The organism is Massilia niabensis (genome assembly GCF_042655085.1).
Taxonomy (GTDB): Bacteria; Pseudomonadota; Gammaproteobacteria; order Burkholderiales; family Burkholderiaceae_D; genus Telluria; species Telluria niabensis.
Genome location: NZ_JBHSMU010000009.1, coordinates 505,414 through 527,315, shown reverse-complemented (window position 1 = coordinate 527,315; position 21,902 = coordinate 505,414). Strand labels below are relative to the sequence as shown.

Sequence of the window (21,902 nt, the reverse complement as noted above, 5' to 3'; positions counted from 1 at the left end):
ATAGTGTGTGCTTGCGTGTCAGTAGTCGCCGAGCCGGAATTCGAGCAGGCTCGGGATCACCCGGTCGGCCTGGGTCAGCACGTCCGGGCTGCCGACGCCCACGGCCACCATGCCCGCCGACTTGATCGAGGCGACGCCCGCCACTGCGTCTTCCACGCCCAGGCAGTCCCCGGGGGCCACGCCGAGCGCCGCCGCAGCATTCAGGAAGATCTCCGGATGCGGCTTGCTGTTGGCGATCAGGGCGGCATCGACCACGTAGTCGAAGCGGTCGCGGATGCCGAGGCGATCCAGTACCGTGAACGCGTTCTTGCTGACCGACGCCAGGCCGATTTTCAGGCCTGCCGCGCGCACCGCCGCCAGCGCCTCGACGGCGCCCGGCAGCAGGTCTGCGTCGCTCATGGTCGCGATCAGCTCGACGTACTGGCGGTTCTTGCGGTCGGCCAGCGCCAGCTTCTGTTCCATCGAATAGGTTTTCGACGAGCCGGCCAGGATCAGCTCCAGGGAGCCCATGCGGTCGACGCCTTTTAAATTTTCGTTGAACGCGTGGTCGAAGTGCACGCCTTCGGACTCTGCCAGCGCCTTCCAGGCGAGGTAGTGATAATGCGCGGTGTCGGTGATGACGCCGTCGAGATCGAAGATGACTGCTTTGAATTGGCTCATGCCTGTGCCTCCAGCGGAATGCGCGCTTGCGGTGCCGCGCGGGTGAGGGCCACAGCCTGGCCGAAGTGGTTGAAGTCGAGGGCCTCGCCCTGCACCAGCGTGTACTCGGTGCCATCGCCAGAGACGCGCACGGCCAGCGTCGCGCCGCGCAGCTGGACCTGGAAGCGGTAGTGCTGCCACTGTGTCGGCAGCGTTGGCGCGAAGCGCAGCTCGCCGTGGGAGACGCGCATGCCGCCAAAGCCATAGGCTACGCCCATCCAGGTGCCGGCCATCGCCGCGGTGTGCACGCCGTAGTGGGTGTTGCCGTGGGTGTCGTCGAGGTCGAGGCGCGCCGTCTCCATGAAGTAGTCATAGGCCTTGTCGTGGTAGCCCACTTCGGAGGCGATGATGCTGAAGATGCACGAGGACAGCGAGGAGTCGTGGGTCGTCACCGCTTCGTAGTAGTCGAAGTCGCGGCGCTTGTCGTGCAAGGTGAACTCGCTTGAGAGCAGCAGCAGCGCCAGCACCACGTCGGCCTGCTTACACACCTGGTGGCGGTAGATCACCATCGGGTGGTAGTTCAGCAGCAGCGGATAGTTCTCTTTCGGCGTGTTCGCGAAGTCCCACACCTTTTTCGCCAGGAAGCTGTCGTCCTGCTCGTGGATGCCGAGCGTCGCGTCGTACGGCAGGTGCATCAGGCCGGCCGCCTGGCGCCATGCGTCGACCTCGCCGGCTTCCAGCCCGGTGGCGCCTGTGATGCGCGCGAAGTCGCCCGGGCGCTCTTCGCGGATGGTGTCGACCATGTCCGCCGCGAAGTGCAGGTGCATGCGCGCCATCGCGTTGGTGTAGTAATTGTTGTTGACCAGCGCCGTGTATTCGTCGGGGCCGGTCACTTCATTGATGCAGAAGCGCCCCTGGCGGTCGTAGCTGCCGATGCCAAGCCAGATGCGCGCCGTTTCCAGCACGATTTCCAGGCCGGCCTGCGCCATGTAGTCGAGGTCCGCGGTCGCTTCGTAATACGACTTGATCGAGTAGGCGATGTCGGCGTTGATGTGGTACTGCGCGGTCCCGGCCGGGAAGTAGGCCGAGCACTCGCCGCCGGCGATCGTGCGCCACGGGTACAGCGCCCCGGTCGGGTGCGACATCTGGCGCGCGCGCTCGCGTGCCTGCTCCAGGCCCGCGTAGCGGTATTCGAGCAGCTTGCGCGCTATCTCCGGTTTGGAGTACAGGAAGAACGGGAAGATGTAGATCTCGGTGTCCCAGAAGTAGTGGCCCTCATAGCCCTCCCCGGTCACGCCCTTGGCGGCGATGTTGGTGCGCCCGTCGCGGCCCACCGATTGCAACAGGTGGTACTGGTTGAAGCGGATGCCTTGCTGCAGGGCGTCGTCGCCGGCGATCTCGACGTCGGCGCTGGCCCAGAAGTCCGCCAGGTAGGCCGCCTGCGCCGTGCACAGGGCCTCGAAACCGGCGGCTTTCGCGGTGGCCAGCGTGTCCTGCGCGCGCGCCAGCAGCTCGCCTTCCGGATAGTCGCGCGACGAGTAATACGCGCCGAACTTGGTCAGGCAGACCGGCTGGCCCTGAACAGCCTCGCAGGTAAACACCTGACCGGCCTGCTCGCCCTCGCGCCAGGCCGAGGGGCTCATCCCTTCGACGCTGCTGTCGATCGCGCTTACCAGGGTGAAACCGCTGTTGTGGGTGCGCTGCACCAGCGCCGCGAACGACCCCTGCTGCTCGTTTGAGATCGTCTGCAAGGCCGGCCCCGACACGGCGGAACCGACGCGCGGATCGTCGCCCGCTTCCTGATTCTTGACCGCGCCATCGATGAACGAGCGCAGCACCACCTGCCCGGAGAAATTCAGCGCCGTGACTTCGAATTCAATCGCGAACAGGTGCTTGTTGGTGAACGTCACCACGCGCCGGCTGCGCAGGGCGATGCGCTTGCCGGACTGCGAGGTCCACTCGAGGACCCGCACCAGCACGCCTGTACGGAAGTCAAGCGTGCGCTCGTAGCGATCGAGCTTGCCTGCCAGCGGATCGAAGCGCTCGCCGTCGATCGTCAGCGCGATGCCCTTCGCGTTCGGGACATTCAGCATGAACTGGTTGGTCTTGGCCAGCGCATGGGCCGCCTCAGGATAGACGATCGGCTCGGACTCATAGAAACCGTTCAGGTAGGTGCCGTCGAGCGAGGTGCCGGCCGCGCCGCTGTAGCCTTCCTCGCCGGTGCCGCGCAGACCGATGTAGCCGTTACCGAGCGCAAACAGGGTCTCGCGCAGGAAGTGCGAGGCGGTATCGAAGCCGGTTTCGCGGATGCACCAGGGGTCGAGCGGGAGAGTGGGGATAGGGCTGTCTGATGGCTGCACGTCGGGTCCTCAAGCGGTGGTGTCGGTAATCGAAGTCAAAACGGGTTCCGGCACGCGCGCGGGCGCACCGGGGTGAAGCGTGGATGGGGGTTAAAAAATCAGGTCTGGCGCACCATCAGCCGGGTCGGCAGCATCTCGGAAGCGACGGCTTCGTCGTTGAGCAGTGCGAGCATCTTGCGCCCTAACAGCACGCCGCCGTCGCGCAGATCCTGGTGGACGCTGGTCAGCGGCGGCACGAAGCTGGCGGCGCCGGGGGTGTCGTCGTAGCCGATGACCGAGACCTGGTCCGGCACGCGCAGGCCGTGCTCGGACAGCGCGCGAATCGCGCCCATCGCCAGCAGGTCACTGGCGGCGAACACGCCGTCGACCACAGATACGCCCTTTTTCTTGAGCAGGGTCGTCATGCTCTCGAAGCCGGCTTCGAAGGTAAAGGCTTTCGGGCGGATGATGTGCACGCTGCCGTTGCCGCGCATGGCATCGATGAAGCCGGAGCAGCGCTGCTGCACTTCGGCATGGTCGACGTCGCCCAGGAACACCAGCTTGCGGCGGCGCTGCTCGATGAAGCGTTCGGCGGCGCTGGCGCCGCCGGCACGGTTGTCGCTGCCGACCACCACATACGACGCGCTTTCTTCCGGCGCGCCCCAGACCACCAACGGCAAGCCCGCCTTCTGCAATACTTTGACGGCTTCGCCGTGCGAGCCCTGGCCGAGCAGGATCATGCCGTCGGCGCCGCGCACCGGCGCGCTGTCGAGCAACTGGCGCGAGGTCAGCACGACCGTATAGCCGGCGGTGGTCAGTTCCTGAGTGATCCCGCCGAGCAGCGCCAGCGGATACGGATCTGACATCGGGCGCCCTTTTACCGGCGTCATCTCCACCACGACGGCCACCGAATTGCTGCGGCCCATGCGCAGGTTGCGCGCGCTGATGTTCAGACGGTAACCCTGCTCCTCGGCGATGCGGCGTACCTTGTCGCGTGTCTTTTCGGTCACAAGCGGGCTGTCGCGCAGGGCGCGCGATACCGTGATCGTGGAGACGCCGGCCAACCGCGCCAGGTCTTCCATCGTGGTGCCGGCCTCGCTCTTGCGTACCGCTGTCTTGTTAGTCGCCATGGAGAATCTTCAGGTAAGAAAAACAACTCTGCGGCAAATTATGACAGATTTAAATGCTCGTGGAATGACAAATGACATCGATAACAATTCGATTGACATCGATATCATTCCTTGTTTCAATGCCACATGTTGACAGGAGTCTATTATTTCATCGGACCCGCCAATGCCAGATCAAGACTGCGACAGCACCGCGTTCGACGGGCCGCACCGGCGGCCCGCGTGTCCAGGAGACGGATTTTGAACCATAAAAACGAGAGCCCAACCATGAACAATTCCAAGCACTTCCTCCGCTCCGCGGTTGCACTGGCCGTGCTGACCCTGGTCAGCCAGGCCCAGGCCGCAGGACAGGCCGCAGTACAGGCGCCTTCGGCCGCCCAGGCCACGGCCCAGGATGCGGCCGGCGCCCAGGTCGCCCAGGAAATCCAGCAGGTGGTCGTCACCGGTACCGCGTCGGCCAGCGGCACCCGCAAGATCGACACCGCGTTTTCGATCACCACCGCCACCGCGGAACAGCTGAAGGCCGCTTCGCCAAGCAGCACCGCCGACATCCTGAAACTGGTGCCGGGTGTGTATGCCGAATCGACCGGCGGCCAGTCGGGCGCGAACGTCGAAGTGCGCGGTTTCCCGTCGGGCAGCGATTCGCCCTTCGTCTCGGTCCAGCTGAACGGCAACCCGGTCTACCCGGTGCCGGTCCTGTCCTTCTTCGAGGGCACCTCGGCCTTCCGTCTCGATGACACCATCGAGCGTGTCGAGGTGCTGCGCGGCGGCCCGAGCACGATCTATTCGGTCGGCCAGCCGGGCGCGACCATGAACTTCATCCTGAAAACGGGCGAGGATGTGCCTGAGCGCACAATCCGCCTGACCACCGGCACCGGCGACCTGCGCCGCGGTGATATTTTCCTGGGCGGCAAGCTTGCCGAAGGCTGGTACGGCACCTTCGGCGGCTTCTACCGCCAGAGCCATGGTGTGCGCGACCCGCAGTTCCTCGCCGACGACGGCGGCCAGCTGACCGCCACCCTCACCCGCAAGTTAGAGGGCGGCGCGGTGACGATGTACGTGCGTGCCACCGACGAGAAAAACGCCTTTTATACGGGCGTGCCGCTCATTTCCAGCAACGGGGGCCGCGACATCAGCGAATTCCCTGGTTTCGATCCGCTCACCGGCACCCTGATGAGTAACGAAATGCGTTACTTCACCATCGACGCGGCGCCAGGCAAGACCCTCGAGCGCGACCTGGCCGAGGGGCGCGGCATGCAGGCGGCCGTGTGGGGCCTGAACTACGAGCAAAAGCTGGCCGGCTGGGACGTGTCGAACAAGGCAAATTATTTCAATGGCGACCTGAACACGATCTCGATGTTCACCGGTAACAACCCCTTGGCAGCGCGCGACTACCTGGCCACGGCCAACGCCAGCTACAACCCGCTGGCAGCGGCCAGCTCCGGCAGCATGACTTACGTGAACGGCGGCGGCGCGGTCGATCCGAACCAGCAGGTGGTGCAGGCCGGCCTCTGGTCGGTGGAAAAGAAACTGACCTCGTTCACCAACGAGTTGCGCGTCAGCCGCGAGCTGTTCGCCGGCCACACCCTCACCGCCGGCGGCTACTATGCGAACTACAAATCGGACGACGAGTGGTACCTGGGCAATAGCCACCTGATGACGGCCACGCCGAACGCGCGCCTGATCAACGTCAGCCTGGCGAACGGCACCGTGGTGGCGCGCAACGGCAAGGAAGGCAATGTCTTCTACGCACCGGTCGCCCACTACAAGGGCAACAACCTGGCCCTGTTCCTGGCCGACGAGTGGAAGATCAGCGACCGCCTGCGCGTCGATGCCGGCCTGCGCCGCGAGCGCCAGAGCCTGGAAGGCTCGGTCTCGAACCTGACCGCGCGCGACACCGACAACAATCCGCTGACCGTGTACAACAACAGTACCTCGGTCCCGACCGGCAGCTTCACGCGTCTGGAACGCGACGACAGCGTCAATTCGTTCACCGCCGGCGGTCTGTACAAGCTGAACAAGGACACCAGTGTGTTCGTGCGCGCCAACACGGGCCACACCTTCATCTACTTCGACGACATGCGCAATGCCGGCACCCAGGCCGCGCTGAACGACCGCAACGGCGTGCCGAACCCGGAAGTGACGCAGTACGAAATCGGCTTCAAGACCGCCAACCCGCTGTACAGCGCCTACATCAACGCGTTCTATACCGACTTCACCGGCATCTCGTTCCAGCAGATCACGACCAACGCCGTCCTGAATTCGGTCAGCGGCTCGCGCGGCCATGGCGTCGAATTCGAACTGGCGCTGCGCCCTACTAAAAACCTGCAAGTCAGCCTGACCGGCAACTATCAGAAATCGGAGTACCGCGACAATCCGGCCATCGCCGGCAACGACGTGCAGCGCCAGCCGAACCTGCAGTTCCGCTTCACGCCGAGCTACCGCATCCCGCTGGGCGACAACAGCGTCAAGCTGTACGGTACTTACACCCACATCGGCGACCGCTGGGCCGACCAGGCCAACCTGTCCTACCTGCCGTCCTATCAGACGCTCGACCTGGGCGCCCTGGCCAGCATCGGCGACAATTGGGAACTGCGCTTGTCGGCGACTAACCTGACGAATGAACTGGGCCTCACCGAAGGCAACTCGCGCCTGACCGGCGCCCAGAGCAGCGGCCCGATCAATGCGCGCCCGATCTTCGGCCGCGCCGTGGAAGCATCGGTGATGTACCGCTTCTGATGTAAACCTGCAGAGCTGTGACCTTGGGGAGCGCTTGTCGCTCCCCTTTTTTTTTCGCCACTGCCCTACAATAAAAGCATGACCCACGAGTGGAGCATCCCATGCCGATCAAGCCGGACCAACTCGCCGCCCTGATGCGCGAAGTCGAGCAGGAAGACCCGATCGATTTTGCCGACCTGCCCTTCCCCGAGGACGACCTGCGCGACCTGGTGGCAAACCACTTGTGCGAGATGGCGGCCGCCATGGAAAACTTCAGCACCGAGGACCGGCTGATGACGCTGCTGGCGGTCTCGGCCAAGCTGGTGCTGGAAAACCTGGTGCTGCACGTGCAGCTGCTGCGCCGCCACGGTTTGCCGGTCGGCGACAACGTCGACGCGCTGCTGAGCCGCCTGCGCAAGGGCGAGTCCGAATAGGTCCCCGCCGCTCCGCCAGGCGCGGCCGCCGGCAGCGGATTGGCCTGTGCCGCCGCGTCGCTCGCCGCATCATTTTCCATAGGGAAATCGCGTCCCTGCAACAACAAACGCATTGTGCGGGAACTAAGCCATTCCATGAGGTATTATTGTTAGTGAGGAAACTCGCTGGCCCCTGTGCGGGCGGCGTCTGCACTGCGTAAAACCTGAGGAACCCATGTCCCGTAACGTCTCCAAGATCAAATTCACCACCGCCGTCGTATCCGGCGCACTGCTGCTTGCCGGCCTGGGCGGCTGCAACCGTGACCAGTCGACCGCCAGCCTGCTGGCCGAAGCAAAGCAATACCAACAAAAGGGCGACCAGAAGGCCGCCCTGATCCAGCTGAAAAATGCCGTGGCCAAGAGCCCGGAAGACGGCGAAGCACGTCTGCAGCTCGGTACGCTGTACCTGGAATCCGGCGACGCCGTCTCGGCCGACAAGGAGCTGCGCAAGGCGGTCAGCCTCGGCATGCCGGCCGAGCGCACGCTGCCCCTGCTCGCCCAGGCGCTGCAGTCCCAGGGCAAGTTCAAGGAATTGCTGGCCGAAATCAAGCCGGAGCTGGCCGCCAAGTCGGCGCCGCTGACGGCAATCCGCGGCGACGCCCTGCTGGCTACCAACGATATCGACGGCGCGAAAGCGGCCTACGAGGCGGCGCTTGCGCTGCAGCCGGCGAACGGCGCCGCCCTCAGCGGCCTGGCGCGCCTGGCGCTGGTGAAGCAGGACCTGCCGACGGCCGAACGCTATGCAAGCGAGGCAGTCGCAAAGGACCCGAACAATCCCGAGGTCTGGATGTTCCGCGGCGGTATGCTGCGCGGCATGAACAAGCCGGACGAGGCGCTGGCCGCCTTCGACAAGGTGCTGGCCCTGCGTCCTGGCGACCGCAACGCCAACCTGGAAAAGGCATACATCCGCATCAACCAGAACAAGTTCCCTGAAGCACGCGCCGAAATCGAAGCCGCCCGCAAGACCGCGCCGAACAGCCTGCTCGTGACCTACGCCCAGGGCCTGCTCGACTACACCGAGGGCAAGAACGCAGCGGCGCGCGAATCGCTGCAGCGCGTCCTCAAAAGCGCTCCCGAGCATATGCCGAGCATCCTGCTGGCCGGCGCCGTCGAGCTGAACCTGAACGCCCCCGAGCAGGCGCAGATGCACCTGCGCAAATACCTGGAAAACGACCCGAACAACCTGCATGCGCGCAAGCTGATGGCGCAAGCCCAGCTCAAGAACGCGCAGCCGGGCGAAGCGGTCAACACGCTCGCGCCAATGCTCGACAAATCCAACGATCCGCAGCTGCTGGCGCTGGCCGGCGAATCGCACATGCAGGCCCGCGACTTCGGCAAGGCGACCACCTATTTCGAAAAGGCGGCCCAGCTGGCGCCGGACGCGGCCGTGGTGCGCACCTCGCTTGGCCTGGCGCGCCTGGGCCAGGGCGACACTGCCCGCGCGATCGGCGAACTGGAACGCGCCACCGAACTCGATCCGAAGTCGGACCGCGCCCTTGCCGCCCTGGTGCAGGCCGAGTACGGCCTGAAGCACTTCGACAAGGCGCTCGCCGCCGTGGCCAAGCTCGAGCAGATCAAGGGCGATGACCCGCAGACCTACAACCTGAAGGCCACCGTCATGCTCGGCAAGGGCGACGTCCCCGGCGCCCGCGCCGCGTTCGAAAAGGCGCTGCAACTGAAGCCAACCTTCTTCCCGGCTGCCGCCAACCTCGCCAAGCTCGACCTGCTGGAAAACAAGCCGGACGCGGCGCGCAAGCGTTTCGAAACGGTGCTGGCAACGGACAAGCAGAACTTCGGCGCGATGGCGGCGATGGCCGAGCTGGCGATGCTGCAGAAGCGTCCCGAGGAAGCGACCACCTGGCTGGAAAAGGCCCAGGCCGAGAACCCGGACGCGATCGCACCGGTCATCAAGCTGGGCAGCCATTACCTGGCCACGAAACAGGAAAAGAAAGCGCTGACGCTGGTCCGCAAGGTGCAGGCCGCCAATCCGGCCAACGCCGAACTGCTCGACCTGCTCGGCCAGGCCCAGCTGGCGAACGACGATGCGCAAGGCGCGCTCGACAGCTACAGCAAGCTGGTCAACGTGGTGCCAAAATCGGCGATGGCGCAAATGCGCCTGGCCGCGGCACAAGCCAGCCTCAAGAACGACAGCGCCGCGGCCGATGCGCTCAAGCGCGCCGTCGCGCTGCAGCCAGGCCTGGTCCAGGCACGGGTGGCCCAAGTCGAACTGGCGATGCGGCGCGGCCGCAGCGACGAGGCGCTGGCGCTGGCGCGCGAAGTGCAGGTACAGGAGCCCAAGTCGCCAATCGGCTTCCTGCTGGAAGCCGACCTGCACAATGCGCAGAAGAAGCCGGCGCTGGCGCTGGCTGCCTACGACAAGGCACTGGCCATTACCAAGTCGGGCGCGATCACGATCCGAACCGCCGAGCTGCTCAAGACGATGGGCAAGGCCAAAGAAGCGCAGGCCCGCGTGGCCGCCTACGCGCGTGCCAATCCGGACGATGCCGCGGTCCAGATGTACCTGGCCGAATCGCACCTGACTGCCCAGGAATACAAGCCGGCCGCAGCCATCCTCGAAGGCTTGGTCAAGCGCAACCCGAGCAATGGGGCGGCGCTCAACAACCTGGCCTGGGCTTACTCGCAAACGAAAGACCCGCGGGCGCTGGCCACGGCCGAACAGGCGTACAAGGCGGCGCCGAACAACGCCGCCGTGATGGACACGCTGGGCTGGATGCTGGTCGAACAGGGTAATACCGCGCGCGGACTGCCACTGTTGCAAAAAGCCCTGGCGGGAACGCCGGCGTCGCCTGAAATCCGTTATCACGTGGCGGTCGGCCTGCATAAATCCGGGGACAAGAATGGCGCGCGCAAGGAGCTTGAAACGCTGCTGGCGCAAAACCGTTCATTCGCTCAGCTGGAAGATGCGCGTTCGTTGCTTAAAACTTTATAACCGTCTACTATCTGTAGGACATAAAAAACCAAGAGGACCGCACCTTTCGCCCTGGCGAATAGAGTGCGGCAAATGCCAAAAGGCGCCGTCTGCGCAAGGCGGCGCGTCAGAACGAGGGTGTGCCGCGATGACGAATCCCGACGATTTGCAGGAACGTGAAGAGCATTCCACCGAATTTCTATCGAACGCTCATGTGTCAGAGGATCGCGATAAACTAGCGAACTCAGAATTAGAGGATGTTATCGTGAACCAAGATTCATACGGAATCCGGCTTACCGATACGGCAAAAGGACGCAATTCGGCCAGCATGCTGGTCAACAAGATGTATGCTTGGCGCGGCTATGCTGGCTCGCACCAGTTCAGCGACGATCCCAATCGCATTACCCTGACCGCCACTGATAAAGGCGAAGTGGTAGGCACCCTGACGCTCGGTATCGACTCGCCGATCGGCCTGATGGCCGATCAGATTTTCAAGGACGAACTCGACGCGCAACGCGCACGCGGGGCGAAGCTGTGCGAATTCACGAAGCTCGCATTTGACCCGACGGTCCGCTCCAAAACCTCGCTGGCCAACCTGTTTCACCTCGCTGTCATTTACGCCCGCGATATCCACGACTGCACCGATATCGTCATCGAAGTCAATCCGCGCCATCGGCGCTTTTACGAGCACATGCTCGGATTCAAACGCGAAGGCGATTTGAAGGAAAACCCGCGCGTGAATGCGCCGGCGTATCTGCTGCGGATCGAGCTGTCCTACGTCACCGAGCAGATCAAAAAATTCGGCGGCACGTTCAGCGAAACCACGACCGAACGCTCGTTTTACCCCTATTTTTTCTCGGCACGCGAAGAGCAAGGTATTATCAACCGCCTGCGCCGCATCGACGAACAGCAGGTTGCGTAACACTTCCCGACGCCGGGGTCCCGCTCCGGCGCATCAAAACAACGCGCCAGGCTGGTGCACCAGGCAATATCCGATTGCGCAGCAGGACCGCGCATCGCCATGGTGCACATGGATGGCGCTTCATTTCCCACCGCTTTACCGCTTCATCACATGACCACTCCTTTTCGCTATGAGCAGGCTTTTTCTCGAAATATTGGCTGGGTAACCCGAGAGGAGCAGGCGCGGTTGCGAAACAAGCGGGTTGCGATCGCGGGCGGCGGCGGGGTCGGCGGCGTGCATGCGCTCACCCTGGCCCGGCTCGGCATTACCAAATTCCGAATTGCCGATTTCGACACCTTCGATGTCCCGAACTTCAATCGCCAGGTCGGCGCGATGGTGTCCACCCTGGGCCAGCCCAAGGTCGAGGTCATCCGCCGCATGCTGCTCGACGTCAATCCCGAGTGCGAAGTCGAGGTGTTCGACCAGGGTATCAACGACGCCAACCTGAACGCCTTCCTGGAGGGCGCCGACATGTATGTCGACGCGCTCGATTTCTTCGCTTTCGAGATCCGCCAGAAAACCTTTGCGCTGTGCGCCCGGCTCGGCATTCCGGCCAGTACTGTCGCCCCGCTCGGCATGGGCGCGGCGCTGCTTAACTTCCTGCCGGGACAAATGACGTTCGAGGAATACTTCCAGTGGGGCGACCTGCCGGAAACGGACAAGGCCGTCCACTTCGTCGTCGGCCTGGCGCCGGCCGGGCTGCACCGCCCCTACCTGGTGCTGCCCGAGGCCGTCAATTTCGTCGAGCGCCGCGGTCCCTCGACCATCATGGCCTGCCAGCTGTGCGCCGGCGTGATGGGTACCGAGGCACTCAAGATCCTGCTCGGCCGCGGACGCGTGCTGGCAGCCCCCTGGGGCATCCAGTTCGATGCCTACCGTAACAAGCTGGTGCGCACCTGGCGCCCGGGCGGCAATCGCAACCCCTTGCATCGCCTGATGATCAAGATCGGCAAGAAGCAGCTGGCCAAAGACCTGGCCGCTGCCGACCTGGCCGCTGCGGGAGCAACACGATGAGTACACAGATCGAACAGATCCTGGAGCTGGCGCGCTGGGCGCCCAGCGGCGACAACATGCAGACCTGGCGCTTCGAGATTGTCGCGCCCGACCACCTTGCCGTGCATGCCTACGACACGCGCGACCATTGCGTCTACGACCTCGACGGCCATCCGAGCCAGATCGCCTTCGGCACCCTGCTCGAGACCATCGCGATTGCCGCCAGCGGCCAGGGGCTGCGCGCCGACGCCCAGCGCCGCGCGGGCGAGCGCGAGACGCACCCGGTGTTCGACGTGCGCTTCGCCGCCGACCCCGGCGTGGCGCGCAGCCCCCTGATCGACGTCATCGACAAGCGCACGGTACAGCGCCGGCCGATGCGCACCACGCCGCTCACCGCCGAGCACAAGCGCGTGCTGGCGTCGACCGTGGCGCCCGACTATTCCCTCACCTGGCTGGAAACCCGCGACCAGAAATGGCAGGCCGCCAGGCTGATGTTCAATAATGCCCGGCTGCGCTTGACGATGCCCGAGGCCTTCGAGACGCACCGCAGCATCATCGACTGGGAAAACCGCAGGCACAGCCCGGACAAGGTACCGGCCGGTGCGCTCGGCGTCGACACGATGACCCTGCACCTGATGAAATGGGCGATGGTGAGCTGGCGCCGCATGGCCACCGTCAACACGCTGATGGGCACCTGGGCGCCGCGCCTGCAGATGGACCTGGCGCCCGGCCTGGCCTGCGCCGCCCACTTCGTGCTCAAGGCCCATCGCGCGCCGCAGTCGATCGACGATTACGTGGCCGCCGGCCGCGCCCTGCAGCGCTTCTGGCTGACCATGACCACGCTCGGGCTGTACATGCAGCCGGAAATGACGCCCCTGATTTTTTCGAAATACGCGCGCGAAGGCACGCGTTTCACGGCCGAGCCGAAGCTGGAAGCCGCCGCCCGGGCATTGCAAGGCCAGACCGAGGCGCTGATCTTCAACGATGACCTGTTCCCGGTGTACATGGGACGCCTCGGCTACGGCCCTGCCCCCGACGCGCGCTCGGTGCGCCGGCCGCTGGCCGAACTGATGAAGCGCTGACGCAGTCAGGGCAAGCGATCCGCCCAGAAAAAGAAGCGGCGGCGACCATCGAGGTCGCCGCCGCTTTTTCATTTTGGATCCCGGCCTGAAACCGGACAGCCAATAAAAAAGAGCGGGCAAGCCCGCTCTTTTCATCCAACTATACTGCGTTCAGGAGGCAATTAAGCCTGCTTGGCGCGCTTGCGGCTGATGACGCCAGCACCCAGCATCGCGATGCCGAACAGGGCCAGCGAACCTGGCTCTGGAACTTCAGCCAGCTTGAACTGGCCGTTGTTCGAGACGAAGAACGCGCCGGCGGTGTTGCCGTAGGCGGTGCCGTTGCAGCCGGCGCCAGTGAAGCCGGCGTATTGGCAAGCAACTTCGCTCACCAGACGGTTGGTCGGCTCGCCGACGGTGTTGGCGTTGGTGAAGGCGAAGGCCATGATGTCTTCCAGCGACAGGTCATTGCCGTTGCCGCGGAAGAAGTAACCAGCGTCCATGCTGGTGACTTCTGCCAGCACGCTGACCTGGCCGTTGTTCACTGGCGAGCCGCTTGCATCGACTTCACCGCCGCCGCCGGCCAGCACGTTGAACGAGGCGATCTCGTTGCCCAGGTTAGCGCCGTACACGCCAGCGGTGGTGCCGTACTGGCCGTTGGTCGGATTCTGGTACATGCGGATGGTGCCACCGGTGAAGGTGAAGGCGCCGCTGAAGTTACCGCGACCGGTGGCTTCGAAGGTTGCGCTGATGTTGCCGCCTGGGAAGTTCACTGGGAACAGCTGGCCGTTGCTGTCAGCCTGGACGATGTTGAACACAGCGTGTTCGGTGAAGGTGAAGCTCGAGCCGCCGGTTGGGGTCAGCTGGATGAAGGCATTGCCGTTCACGTCCAGGTATTCGTTGATTTCCTGGCCGTTTGCGAAGCCGGTACCGGCTGGATTGAAGACCCAGTCGTTCAGCACGACTTCCGCGCTGGCGGCGCCAGCGAAGGACATTGCAACAGCGGTAGCGCAAGCGAGTTTTTTCAGGAATTTCATGATTAGGATTCTTTATTAAGGTTGATCAAGTGGGCGTTCTGCTTAGATATAAGCAATCATCGTGCCAGCTATGTAAAGTACTTAAAAATCAACGACTTAATAATTTTTATTCATGCTAAGCGAACTCGACTGTAAAGAAAACCGATTCCTATTTGCTATGGCATAACCATACGCAAAACCGAGCGGCCAAAGAAAAAGAGCGGGCAAGCCCGCTCTTTTCATCCAACTCTACTGCGTTCAGGAGGCGAATCAGGCCTTCTTGGCGCGCTTGCGGCTGACAACGCCAGCACCCAGCATCGCGATACCGAACAGGGCCAGCGAACCTGGCTCTGGAACTTCAGCCAGCTTGAACTGGCCGTTGTTCGAGACGAAGAACGCGCCAGGGGTGTTGCCGTAGGCGCTGCCGTTGCAACCGTTGCCGGTAAAGCCTGCGTATTGGCAAGCGACTTCGTTCACCAGGCGGGCGGTCGGCTCACCGACGGTGTTGGCATTGGTGAAGGCGAAGGCCATGATGTCTTCCAGCGACAGGTCCTGGCCATTGCCACGGAAGAAGTAACCAGCGTCCATCTGGGTGGCTTGTGCCAGCACGGTCACTTGACCGTTGTTGACTGGGGAGCCGCTTGCATCGACTTCGCCCCCGCCGCCGGCCAGCACGTTGAACGAAGCGATCTCGTTGCCCAGGTTCGCGCCGTAGATGCCGGCCTCAGTGCCGTACTGGCCATTGGTCGGGTTCTGGTACATGCGGATGGTGCCACCGGTGAAGGTGAAGGCGCCGCTGAAGTTACCGCGACCGGTCGCTTCGAAGGTTGCGCTGATGTTGCCGCCTGGGAAGTTCACTGGGAACAGCTGGCCGTTGCTGTCAGCCTGGACGATGTTGAACACAGCGTGTTCGGTGAAGGTGAAGCTCGAGCCGCCGGTTGGGGTCAGCTGGATGAAGGCGTTGCCGTTCACGTCCAGGTATTCATTGACTTCCTGGCCGTTTGCATAGCCGGTACCGCCTGGATTGAAGACCCAGTCGTTCAGCACGACTTCCGCGTTAGCGGCACCAGCGAAGGACATTGCAACAGCGGCGGCGCAAGCCAGTTTCTTCATAAAGTTCATGATTCTATTCCTCAGTGGAGTTGATCGGTTGGGCAAACACACTCACCTATTAGCAAGCGCTGTGCCAGCTTTTGATTTTCTTTAAAAATCAGATACTTAATGCACGCATCTAGACCCCGATCAATGCCCTTGTAAAGTATATCGACAGCATATTTTTCTATTACAATGTTCTTAGGAATCTTTGTTTTATTATAAGAAATAGTTAACAATGTTGCTCCTACAAAATCCTCCCGTGGCTTTGTAAGAACGCTCCTACGCCACCCTCGGCAGCACGCGCCTGACAGTCCGGCGCGTGCCCGCGGCGACATGAAGGTTTGCTGAAGCAGGTGGCATGGTGGCCCTGTTGGCGCCACGCGCCGGTGGCAGTGCATATATACAGCAGCGCGTGCGCAGCCGGAGCGCGTGCCGCCGGCAGGATTGCAGGTATCAACCAGGGGCCCTTCAATGACAAACGGCGCCCTGAGGCGCCGTTGTAAGAAAACCCGACAGTATCGAGGTTTAGAAGAAGCTCTCCGGGATCACCAGGATGTCGCCCGGGCGCATCGGCATGTTGGCCGAGATGTCGCCATCCTTGATCAGGTCGTCAAGGCGCACATTCAGCTTTTGCTGCCGGCCATCGACCGTGCGGATGATGCTGGCGCGATTGCCCGAGGCGAACTCGGTGACGCCGCCGACGGCGATCAGGACGTCCATCAGCGACATGTCGCGGCGGTACGGCAGGGCTTGCGGCTTGGCGGCCTGGCCGATCACGCGGATCTGCTCGCCGTAGTTGCCGACGAAACCGGTGACGACGACGGTCACGACCGGTTGCTGGATGAACTTTGCCAGTGCCTTTTCGATATCACGCGCCAGCTCGGTCGAGGTTTTCCCCGCCGCCGGCAGGTCTTCGACCAGCGGGGTCGTGATCTTGCCGTCCGGGCGGACCGGCACCGACATCGACACTTCCGGATTGCGCCAGACGATGATATTGACGGCATCGCCCGGGCCAATCAGGTAGTCGGCTGGTACCACGCCCGCCATCGACACGGCCGACTGCGACGGCGACCGGAACTTGTCCCACACTGCGCAGCCGGACAAGGTCAGGGCACAGGCCGAAGCCAGGGCCAGTTTCGTCAGATTCGTCATGATCTTGCTCACTTCATTCCCCTTCACGACAAGCAGTGGCGGCATCGCCAAACTGTTGTTATTGCAAATTAAAAATTGTTATTTAGCCATCAAACCGGCGTATTGTATCGTAATCATGGGAGCCAATAAGGCGTGCACGATTGAAATATTTCATTTTTTTACTTTCGCTGCAACAGCTCCTGCACGTACTGAACCGGGATCGCATAGCTGATGCCGCTGGGACTGCTAATCGCGTTTTCCTTCAGTCCCTTGACGAACACCATATTGATCACCCCGAGCACGGCGCCGGTCTCCGGGTCGTACACGGGGCTGCCGCTGTTGCCGGGATAGGCCGTGCCGTCGAGCTGGAAGATCTTGAGGGGGTCGCGCTGCAGCTGCGTGATGGCGCGCGCATCGAGCCCGCGCGAACTCATCGACGGGATGACGATCGGCGTCACCGCCGACAGCATCGCGCGGTGCGTGACATGGTTCAGTCCCAGCACCATCCCGAGGGGAAAGCCGGTAAACGCCAGCGCCTGCCCTTCGAGCGCGGCGCGCGAATCGCCCAGCGCCAGCGCCGGCAGCGGCGCCCCGCTAGTCAAGCGCAGGTGCGCCAGGTCGCGCCCGCGGTCGAGCGCCACCAGGCGCGCCGGGCGGAAGCTGAACTCGCGGCCAGCGCCGACCACCACGCCCAGCTCTTCCATCTTCGCGCCGTCGAGCACGGCCGGCACCACGTGCGCATTCGTGATGATGGAGAGCCCATCGCCGACGGCAAAACCGGTACCCGTAAACATGACCGACGGGCTGCGGGTCTTGAGGAAGGTGCCCACACCGACGACCGAGGGCTTGATGGCGGTGATCGTGCGCGTCAGTCCGTCGGCATGGGCGGGGGCAGCCGTTAGCGCAGCCAGCGCCAGGCCGGCGCACGTGGTGAGCATGCGGCGGTGCAGCAATACCTTATTCAGTTTGCACTCATTATTTCGGGAGGGAATCAATCGTGCAGGCCCTTTTGCAATTTCAATATTACAATACCTCGGCTTGATGTTAAGCAAAGACGCTGTTCGGGACTCAAGTCCGGGACGAATTGCTTCTAGTAGTACATTAATGAAACGCAACATTTTACGTGTGTGGAAGTTTGTCTGGCGGCAATAATAGCGCTTCAGACACCAGCCAGTGCCCGTTTTCGGCGTTGCAGTTTGGAATTTGTGTTGTAACGCGTTCTATGCAAGGCGTTTATTAGCACGATTTTCCGGCATGCAATTGCAATTGCACAAACTACAAGCGATGATGCGTGTTCTTTTATTGAATGTTCGTGCCTGGCTTCCTGCCAGGCACTCATGGCGAGACTGATGAGATGGCAGAGATAACAGCCCTAATCCTGAATTTCCTTAAGGCCATCGGTAAATACCGTTGGCATGCAGTAGCCATCACCTGGTTGGTGGCGCTGATCGGCTGGGCAGTCGTGCTCAAGCTGCCGAACCAGTACGAAAGCTCGGCGCGCGTCTATGTCGACACGCAGAGTATCCTCAAGCCGCTGCTGGCCGGCATGACCACCCTGCCGAACGTGCAGCAACAGGTCGCGTTCATGCGCCAGACCTTGATTAGCCGCCCGAACGTTGAAAAGGTGATGCGTGATACCGATCTCGACGTGAAGGCAACGACCGCCAACGAAAAAGAACGGATGGTCGACGAGCTGATGTCGAAGATCACCATGGCCGGTACCAATCGCGACGACATCTATACCATCAGCTACACCTCGACCGATCCGAAACTGGCCAAGGACGTGGTCCAGTCGCTGCTGACGATCTTCATGGAAGGCAGTTTCGGTGGCAAGAAGCAGGAATCCGACAAGGCGATCGTGTTCATCGACGACCAGATCCGCAACACCGAGGAAAAGCTAGCCGCGGCCGAGAACAGGTTGAAGGAATTCAAGATCAAGAACATGGGCTTGCTGCCGAATGGCGGCGATTTCGGCAGCAAGGTTGCGTCCGCCGACAACGCCCTGAGCCAGGCACGCCTGGAGCTGGCCGAGGCCGAGCAGTCAGCCAGCGCGATCCGTCGCCGCATGGCCACTGGTGGCGGCGCCGTCACCAGCAGCGGTACCGTGGTCGATCCGGAACTGGAAAGCCGCCTTGCCGCCGCCCAGAAGAACCTCGACACGCTGCGCCTGCAATACACCGAACAGCATCCGGACATCATCGGCACCAAGCGCTTGGTCGAGCAGCTCCAGGTCCAGAAGAAGGAAGCGGCGAAGAAGAGCCGGCCCGACCCCGCAATTGCCGCCGCCAGCCCGATGATGCAGCAGTTGACCGTGTCGCTGTCGGATGCCGAATCGCGCGTGGCCGCCCTGCGTGCCCGTGTCAACGAATATTCGAACCGCGTGGCGACCCTGCGCACCCAGAGCACGACGGCGCCGGAAGTCGAGGCCCAGCTGGTCCAGCTGAACCGTGATTACGAAGTCAACCGCGAAAACTACCAGCAGCTGGTCCAGCGCCGCGAACAGGCCAGGTTGTCCGGCGACCTGACCTCGGCCACGAACATGATGACCTTCCGCGTGGTCGAGCCGCCGCTGGTACCCACGACAGCGTCCGGCCCGAACCGCCTGGCACTGTTCTCGGCCGTGTTCGGCGCCGCCCTGCTCGCCGGCCTGGTCTGCGCCTTCCTGATGGCCCAGGTACGTCCGACCTTCCTGAGCCATGCGGCACTGCGCGAAACGACGGGCGTCCCGGTACTCGGATCGATCAACATGCACTGGACCGGCAGCCAGAAGGTGATGCGCAAGCGCCGCCTGTTCGGCCTCGGCGCTGCCCTGCTGGTGCTGTTTGGCGCCTACGGCGTCGGCGTAGCCGCCATGCTGGCCGGGTCGGCGGCGTAAGCCGCGCACCGCACGCCGTAACGGAACAATATTAGGAGCGAATGTGAGCATTATCGAAAAAGCGGCCAGCCGCATTGACCACACCCGCGTGCAAGCGCCGGCCCCTGTCGTTGTCGAACACGACGACCAGGTGGTCGTGCTGCAACCGCATGCGGCGCCTGTCAACCCTGTTCCCCCCGCTGCTGCCGCCTCCCCGGCGGTCGCCTCCCCTGCGGCGCCGGCACGCGCCGGACGCACCGAGCCACACCTCGAGTCGCCGCGCATGACGCCCCCGAAGCCGGGCACCCGCAAGGTCGAACTCGACCTGGCGGCGATGCGCGAAGCGGGCCTGGTGACGGCCGCCAGCGGCCGCACCAGCCTGCTCGAAGACTTCCGCGTCATCAAGCGCCCGCTGCTGCAGCGCGCCTTCAGCCAGGCCAAGGGCGCGCGCCCGAACAACCTGATCATGATCACCAGCTCGCTGCCGGGCGAAGGCAAGACGTATTGCGCGATCAACCTGGCGATGAGCATCGCGATGGAACTCGACCACACGGTGCTGCTGGTCGACGCCGACGTCGCCCGCCCTTCGGTGCTGCGCACGCTTGGCCTGCCGGCCGAACGCGGCCTGATGGACATCCTCGTCGACGACAAGCTCGACCTGTCGGACGTGATGCTGCGCACCAACGTCGACACGCTGAGCATCCTGCCGGCCGGCACCAGCACGCCGCGTGCCACCGAACTGCTGGCCAGTTCGACAATGAGCAACCTGGTCAACGAGATCGCCCACCGCTATCCGGACCGCGTCATCATTTTCGATTCGCCGCCGTTGCTGCTGACAAGCGAATCGCGCGTCCTGGCGAGCCACATGGGCCAGATCGTGATGGTAGTCGAGGCCCAGGGCACGACCCAGCAGGCGGTCAAGGAATCGCTGCGCCAGCTCGAGGGCTGCAATAACGTTAACCTCATCTATAACAAGGCGCGGGACATCCCGGGGATCGAAGAGAAGTATGACTACAACTACGGCTAAGCAGATCATCGGCAGGCTGCCACGGCTTCTGCCGCTGGCAGCGGCGCTGCTGGTGGTGCTGCCGGCCCAGGCCCAGTGGCGCGTGACGCCATCGCTGTCGATTACCGAAACCTTCACCGATAACGCCAACCGTGGCAGCACGAACAGGAATGCCCGCCTGATTACCGAGGTCATGCCCGGGATCAGCGCTTACGGCCAGAACCGGTGGGTGCAGGGGAGCGTCAACGCGAGCGCCTCGCTGTTCGGCTACATCGGCGGCGGCCGCGGCACCTCGCGCAGGAACCGCGTCCAGTACGACGCGGCCGGCCGCCTGAAGGTGATCGACGAATTCATGTACGTCGACGCGAGCGCGCGCAGCAGCACGCAAGCGATCTCGGCCTTCGGCCTGCTGGGCAAGGAAGCCCGCTACAGCAACGAGAACGTCGCCGACGTCAGCACCTGGAGCATCAGCCCGAATATCAACCAGCGCTTCGGCAACTTTGCCTACGCGACGCTGCGCTACACCCTGAACGGCGTCGAAGCCGACCGGTCGCGCTATGGCAGCAGCACCGCCCACGGTCCGTCGTTCACCCTGGCAAGCGGACGCTCATGGGAGGACCTGGGCTGGAACCTGAGCTATGCGCGCCAGGACGTCGACAACAAACAATTCCCCGACTCCGCGTCGGAAAACGCCAAGCTGAGGCTGAACTATCGCCTCAACCGCACGCTGCGGCTGACCGCCAGCGGCGGCTACGACAGCTACGACTTCAATTCCCTGGGCGGACGCACCGAAGGGAAAAGCTGGTCGGCCGGATTCGACTGGCGGCCGACGGGCCGCACCAGGCTTGATGTCGAGGCCGGGCGCCACTTCCTGGGCAAGACCGGCGCGTTGCTGGCCTCGCACCGCAGCCGCCATACCGTCACCAGTCTGACCTACTCGGACAACGTGACGACCACCCGTGCGCAGTTTGCACTGCCGACGGCGCTCGACACCGCGGGCATGCTCGATTCGCTGTTCGCCGTGACGATTCCCGATGCGTTCGCGCGGCGCGAGGCGATCGACGCCTACCTGCGCGTCACCGGCCTGCCGCCGACCCTGATCGAAGAAGTGAACTACCTGACCAACCGCTACTTCCGCCAGAAGCAGGCGCGGGCGTCTATGGTCTACAACTGGAGCACCCACAGCACGGTCCTGTCGGCGTTTGCCAGCGAGCGGGTTGTGCTGTCCACGGGCGAGGCCGACAACAGCCTGGTCGGCAGCGAGCTGTTCGCACTCAACAACAACGTGCGCCAGGTCGGCTTCAACATCGCCCACAGCTACCGGCTGAACACCAAGACCAGCGCGACGGCGGGCCTGACGGCGACGCGCTCGCGTAACCTGGATACCGACATCGTACGGTCCCAGCAAACGCTCAGCATGGGCATGAGGCAGATTTTCAGCCGCAAGATGCAAGGCGTCGTCGAGCTGCGCCACGCGCGCGGCGAGCACGGCCTTACCAGCAGGCACTATTACGCCAATTCGATCAGCGCCACCCTATCAGCCGAGCTTTAAGTGGAGTGACA

General features: G+C 63.2%; 16 protein-coding genes. 9 read left to right on the top strand and 7 right to left on the bottom strand.

The annotated features are described in order from the left end of the window. Positions 1 to 18 precede the first annotated feature (18 nt). From pgmB to ACFPN5_RS10480, 3 genes are all read right to left on the bottom strand, one after another. On the bottom strand, positions 19 to 660 hold the full coding sequence (gene pgmB, locus ACFPN5_RS10490; protein WP_379782890.1) for a beta-phosphoglucomutase: 642 nt from the start codon (positions 658 to 660) through the stop codon (positions 19 to 21). Next, entirely contained in the window at positions 657 to 2,999 is a 2,343-nt protein-coding gene (locus ACFPN5_RS10485; protein WP_379782888.1) for a glycoside hydrolase family 65 protein, read from the bottom strand. Before ACFPN5_RS10485 ends, pgmB begins: the two co-directional genes overlap by 4 nt. 98 nt (positions 3,000 to 3,097) lie before the next feature. Next, complete coding sequence (locus ACFPN5_RS10480; protein ID WP_379782886.1) at positions 3,098 to 4,108, bottom strand: LacI family DNA-binding transcriptional regulator; 1,011 nt, start codon at positions 4,106 to 4,108, stop codon at positions 3,098 to 3,100. A 264-nt stretch (positions 4,109 to 4,372) separates the two neighbouring features. Between ACFPN5_RS10480 and ACFPN5_RS10475 the strand changes: the two genes are divergently transcribed. The 6 genes from ACFPN5_RS10475 (at position 4,373) to ACFPN5_RS10450 (ending at position 13,261) form a co-directional block, all read left to right on the top strand. Further along, on the top strand, positions 4,373 to 6,844 hold the full coding sequence (locus tag ACFPN5_RS10475) for a TonB-dependent receptor (RefSeq protein WP_379782884.1): 2,472 nt from the start codon (positions 4,373 to 4,375) through the stop codon (positions 6,842 to 6,844). Between the two features lie 101 nt (positions 6,845 to 6,945). After that, positions 6,946 to 7,257: a hypothetical protein gene (locus tag ACFPN5_RS10470; RefSeq protein WP_379782882.1), complete on the top strand. Its 312-nt coding sequence runs from the start codon at positions 6,946 to 6,948 to the stop codon at positions 7,255 to 7,257. 214 nt (positions 7,258 to 7,471) lie between these two features. Then, the gene (gene prsT, locus ACFPN5_RS10465) at positions 7,472 to 10,246 is read left to right on the top strand and encodes an XrtA/PEP-CTERM system TPR-repeat protein PrsT (RefSeq protein ID WP_379782880.1); all 2,775 of its coding nucleotides are present in this window, start codon (positions 7,472 to 7,474) and stop codon (positions 10,244 to 10,246) included. A 127-nt stretch (positions 10,247 to 10,373) separates the two neighbouring features. After that, a complete protein-coding gene (locus ACFPN5_RS10460; protein WP_379782878.1) occupies positions 10,374 to 11,147 on the top strand; it encodes an N-acyl amino acid synthase FeeM domain-containing protein in 774 nt (257 codons plus the stop codon). Between the two features lie 99 nt (positions 11,148 to 11,246). Next, positions 11,247 to 12,200, top strand: a complete 954-nt coding sequence (locus tag ACFPN5_RS10455) for a ThiF family adenylyltransferase (protein WP_379782876.1) — start codon at positions 11,247 to 11,249, stop codon at positions 12,198 to 12,200. Continuing rightward, positions 12,197 to 13,261 (top strand): nitroreductase family protein, encoded by a 1,065-nt coding sequence (locus tag ACFPN5_RS10450; RefSeq protein ID WP_379782874.1) that lies wholly within the window; start codon positions 12,197 to 12,199, stop codon positions 13,259 to 13,261. The genes ACFPN5_RS10455 and ACFPN5_RS10450 overlap by 4 nt, the downstream gene beginning before the upstream one ends. 161 nt (positions 13,262 to 13,422) lie before the next feature. Here the strand turns inward: ACFPN5_RS10450 and pepA (ACFPN5_RS10445) are convergent, their stop codons facing one another. The 4 genes from pepA (ACFPN5_RS10445) to ACFPN5_RS10430 all read right to left on the bottom strand — a co-directional run bounded on the left by pepA (ACFPN5_RS10445) (position 13,423) and on the right by ACFPN5_RS10430 (position 17,417). Next, positions 13,423 to 14,274, bottom strand: a complete 852-nt coding sequence (pepA, locus tag ACFPN5_RS10445; RefSeq protein ID WP_379782872.1) for a flocculation-associated PEP-CTERM protein PepA — start codon at positions 14,272 to 14,274, stop codon at positions 13,423 to 13,425. A 249-nt stretch (positions 14,275 to 14,523) separates the two neighbouring features. Further along, the gene (pepA, locus tag ACFPN5_RS10440; protein ID WP_379782870.1) at positions 14,524 to 15,375 is read right to left on the bottom strand and encodes a flocculation-associated PEP-CTERM protein PepA; all 852 of its coding nucleotides are present in this window, start codon (positions 15,373 to 15,375) and stop codon (positions 14,524 to 14,526) included. A 498-nt stretch (positions 15,376 to 15,873) separates the two neighbouring features. Continuing rightward, a complete protein-coding gene (locus ACFPN5_RS10435; protein ID WP_379782868.1) occupies positions 15,874 to 16,545 on the bottom strand; it encodes an XrtA/PEP-CTERM system exopolysaccharide export protein in 672 nt (223 codons plus the stop codon). A gap of 113 nt (positions 16,546 to 16,658) precedes the next feature. After that, the gene (locus ACFPN5_RS10430; RefSeq protein ID WP_379782866.1) at positions 16,659 to 17,417 is read right to left on the bottom strand and encodes a S1 family peptidase; all 759 of its coding nucleotides are present in this window, start codon (positions 17,415 to 17,417) and stop codon (positions 16,659 to 16,661) included. A 416-nt stretch (positions 17,418 to 17,833) separates the two neighbouring features. On the opposite strand from ACFPN5_RS10430, the gene ACFPN5_RS10425 reads away from it, so the two are divergent. Genes ACFPN5_RS10425 through ACFPN5_RS10415 form a run of 3 tightly spaced genes read left to right on the top strand, consistent with a single transcriptional unit; the run spans position 17,834 to position 21,891 of the window. Beyond that, complete coding sequence (locus ACFPN5_RS10425; protein WP_379782864.1) at positions 17,834 to 19,354, top strand: XrtA system polysaccharide chain length determinant; 1,521 nt, start codon at positions 17,834 to 17,836, stop codon at positions 19,352 to 19,354. 43 nt (positions 19,355 to 19,397) lie between these two features. Beyond that, the gene (locus tag ACFPN5_RS10420) at positions 19,398 to 20,360 is read left to right on the top strand and encodes an XrtA-associated tyrosine autokinase (protein ID WP_379782862.1); all 963 of its coding nucleotides are present in this window, start codon (positions 19,398 to 19,400) and stop codon (positions 20,358 to 20,360) included. Then, positions 20,341 to 21,891, top strand: a complete 1,551-nt coding sequence (locus ACFPN5_RS10415) for a TIGR03016 family PEP-CTERM system-associated outer membrane protein (RefSeq protein WP_379782860.1) — start codon at positions 20,341 to 20,343, stop codon at positions 21,889 to 21,891. Before ACFPN5_RS10420 ends, ACFPN5_RS10415 begins: the two co-directional genes overlap by 20 nt. Positions 21,892 to 21,902: the final 11 nt, after the last annotated feature.

Excerpts from the sequence above, each read along its gene's own strand:
- pgmB (WP_379782890.1), bottom strand. The coding sequence starts at position 660 with ATGAGCCAATTCAAAGCAGTCATCTTCGATCTCGACGGCGTCATCACC.
- ACFPN5_RS10480 (WP_379782886.1), bottom strand. The coding sequence starts at position 4,108 with ATGGCGACTAACAAGACAGCGGTACGCAAGAGCGAGGCCGGCACCACG.
- ACFPN5_RS10475 (WP_379782884.1), top strand. The coding sequence starts at position 4,373 with ATGAACAATTCCAAGCACTTCCTCCGCTCCGCGGTTGCACTGGCCGTG.
- ACFPN5_RS10470 (WP_379782882.1), top strand. The coding sequence starts at position 6,946 with ATGCCGATCAAGCCGGACCAACTCGCCGCCCTGATGCGCGAAGTCGAG.
- prsT (WP_379782880.1), top strand. The coding sequence starts at position 7,472 with ATGTCCCGTAACGTCTCCAAGATCAAATTCACCACCGCCGTCGTATCC.
- ACFPN5_RS10460 (WP_379782878.1), top strand. The coding sequence starts at position 10,374 with ATGACGAATCCCGACGATTTGCAGGAACGTGAAGAGCATTCCACCGAA.
- ACFPN5_RS10455 (WP_379782876.1), top strand. The coding sequence starts at position 11,247 with ATGGTGCACATGGATGGCGCTTCATTTCCCACCGCTTTACCGCTTCAT.
- ACFPN5_RS10450 (WP_379782874.1), top strand. The coding sequence starts at position 12,197 with ATGAGTACACAGATCGAACAGATCCTGGAGCTGGCGCGCTGGGCGCCC.
- pepA (WP_379782872.1), bottom strand. The coding sequence starts at position 14,274 with ATGAAATTCCTGAAAAAACTCGCTTGCGCTACCGCTGTTGCAATGTCC.
- pepA (WP_379782870.1), bottom strand. The coding sequence starts at position 15,375 with ATGAACTTTATGAAGAAACTGGCTTGCGCCGCCGCTGTTGCAATGTCC.
- ACFPN5_RS10435 (WP_379782868.1), bottom strand. The coding sequence starts at position 16,545 with ATGCCGCCACTGCTTGTCGTGAAGGGGAATGAAGTGAGCAAGATCATG.
- ACFPN5_RS10430 (WP_379782866.1), bottom strand. The coding sequence starts at position 17,417 with ATGCTCACCACGTGCGCCGGCCTGGCGCTGGCTGCGCTAACGGCTGCC.
- ACFPN5_RS10425 (WP_379782864.1), top strand. The coding sequence starts at position 17,834 with ATGGCAGAGATAACAGCCCTAATCCTGAATTTCCTTAAGGCCATCGGT.
- ACFPN5_RS10415 (WP_379782860.1), top strand. The coding sequence starts at position 20,341 with ATGACTACAACTACGGCTAAGCAGATCATCGGCAGGCTGCCACGGCTT.